The 1688-nt window shown below is 43.4% G+C and carries 3 protein-coding genes; 1 reads left to right on the top strand and 2 read right to left on the bottom strand.

What is annotated here, in order from left to right; all coding sequences use genetic code 11:
• Positions 1-337 (top strand): CcdB family protein (locus tag A3729_RS12775; protein ID WP_231877436.1); only part of this gene is annotated, 337 nt, incomplete at its 5' end.
• Positions 338-406: 69 nt separating this feature from the next.
• On the opposite strand, the gene A3729_RS12770 is transcribed toward A3729_RS12775, so the two are convergent.
• Together A3729_RS12770 and A3729_RS12765 are read right to left on the bottom strand one after the other, a co-directional pair.
• Positions 407-1267 (bottom strand): PhzF family phenazine biosynthesis protein, encoded by an 861-nt coding sequence (locus A3729_RS12770; RefSeq protein WP_369808642.1) that lies wholly within the window; start codon positions 1265-1267, stop codon positions 407-409.
• Positions 1268-1300: 33 nt separating this feature from the next.
• On the bottom strand, positions 1301-1688 hold a 388-nt coding region (locus tag A3729_RS12765), incomplete at its 5' end, for a hypothetical protein (RefSeq protein ID WP_231877435.1).

Raw genomic sequence — 1688 nt, 5'->3', positions numbered from 1 at the left:
ACTCATTCAGGAGCTTTTAATGAGCCAATTTACGCTTTATTTGAACAAAGACAAAAGCAGTAAAAAAACATACCCCTATTTTGTTGATGTGCAAAACAACTTACTAAATGACTTGAATTCAAGACTAGTTATCCCGTTAACCCCTTCGAAAAAAGTTAACGAAAAAGTAGCTCAGAAGCTATGTCCTACAGTTAGAATTGAAGGAGAGGATTTCGTCCTCGTTACCAACCAAATGACAACTGTGCCTAAAACGCTTCTGAAATCCGAAGTAGACTCTCTAGAACATTATCGCTACCAAATCATTGATGCGATAGATATGTTGATTACTGGCATTTAACGCCAGCCGTAACCGGCGCATTTGTAGTGAGCAGCGCGAACGAAAAATGCCTCCGAGTTTACGGCATTGTTAGGTTTCGAATGCAATCTCTGCCTCCATAAACGTTACGGTACTTCCGTACAGTATGACTCGGTCGGCTTTGACTTCGCATGTAAGGCTGCCACCACGCTTAGAGACTTGCTTGGCGCTTAAAGTGCTTTTCCCAAGTTTACCAGCCCAGTACGGCGCAAGTTTGCAATGCGCTGCACCAGTAACGGGATCTTCGGGGATGCCAATTTTAGGAGCAAAGAATCTACTGACAAAATCCACATCGGAGCCCGGTGCGGTAACGATTACACCGCGAAAATCGAGTTGGCTAAGCAAAGAGTGGGTTGGTGTGATGGCTCGAACGATTGCCTCATTATCAAACACAGCTACGTAATCATCCGCGACCAATACCTCAATGGGGCACACACCAATGGCTTTAACCAAAGTTTCGGAAACCTCACAAGGAGTTAGTGCTAGCGCCGGAAAATCCATTTTTAGTTGATTGCCATCCTTTTCCACGCAAAGGTTGCCGCTACGCGTCTCAAAGATAATCGTTGGTTCAGTATGACCAAGAATTTCAAAGATGACATGAGCCGTTGCCAATGTGGCATGCCCACATAAATCAACCCCCTTAACAGGACTAAACCATCTTAAATTAAACCCAGTTTCTGTGGGCACGAAAAATGCTGTTTCAGATAAATTGTTTTCTTCTGCGATGGCTTGAAGCAATTCATCTTTCAGCCAGTTATCCAATGGACATACTGCCGCCGGGTTTCCCTCGAATGCACGGGTTGCAAAGGCATCAACTTGGTATTGTTTTATTTTCATATCCGATACTGTGTGATAAAAACCTAACGCCGCAATAAAGGGCGAGCGGCGCGCAGCAAAGCGAGTCCAGCCCACGGGCCCTTTCGTGGGCGATCTTTGATTGCCTGGTTATATTTCATTTGCTACGAGATTAGATTTAACCTTGCCAGAAATTACCAATTTATAAAATACAAACTCAGCGACTAAGCCTGAAAATATTGCCGCTGCAACTGCTATACCCCCGCTAGCAGTTGCCTTTGCTACAGCAGCTAAAACTAAAAACGCTAATGGTAAAGTAATAACAACAGCTATAAGAGCGTGAAAACCATTTATGCGTATTATTTCTTTACAGCCACTGCATTTGATACGCATGGGGTTTGATGACTTTAGCAGATTCATAAAGCCAAACTTTTTGGAGCAAGATGGGCAATTACTCACTATTAGTTTCCTTGTATATTGAACAGTGACAGTGTTTAAAAAATATAACGCCGCGTTAACCGGAGGAGTAATGATGGCA

This window comes from Oleiphilus sp. HI0043 (assembly GCF_001634935.1).
The sequence above is the reverse complement of the archived record's forward strand: the minus strand, read 5'-3'. Positions and strand labels throughout refer to the sequence as shown.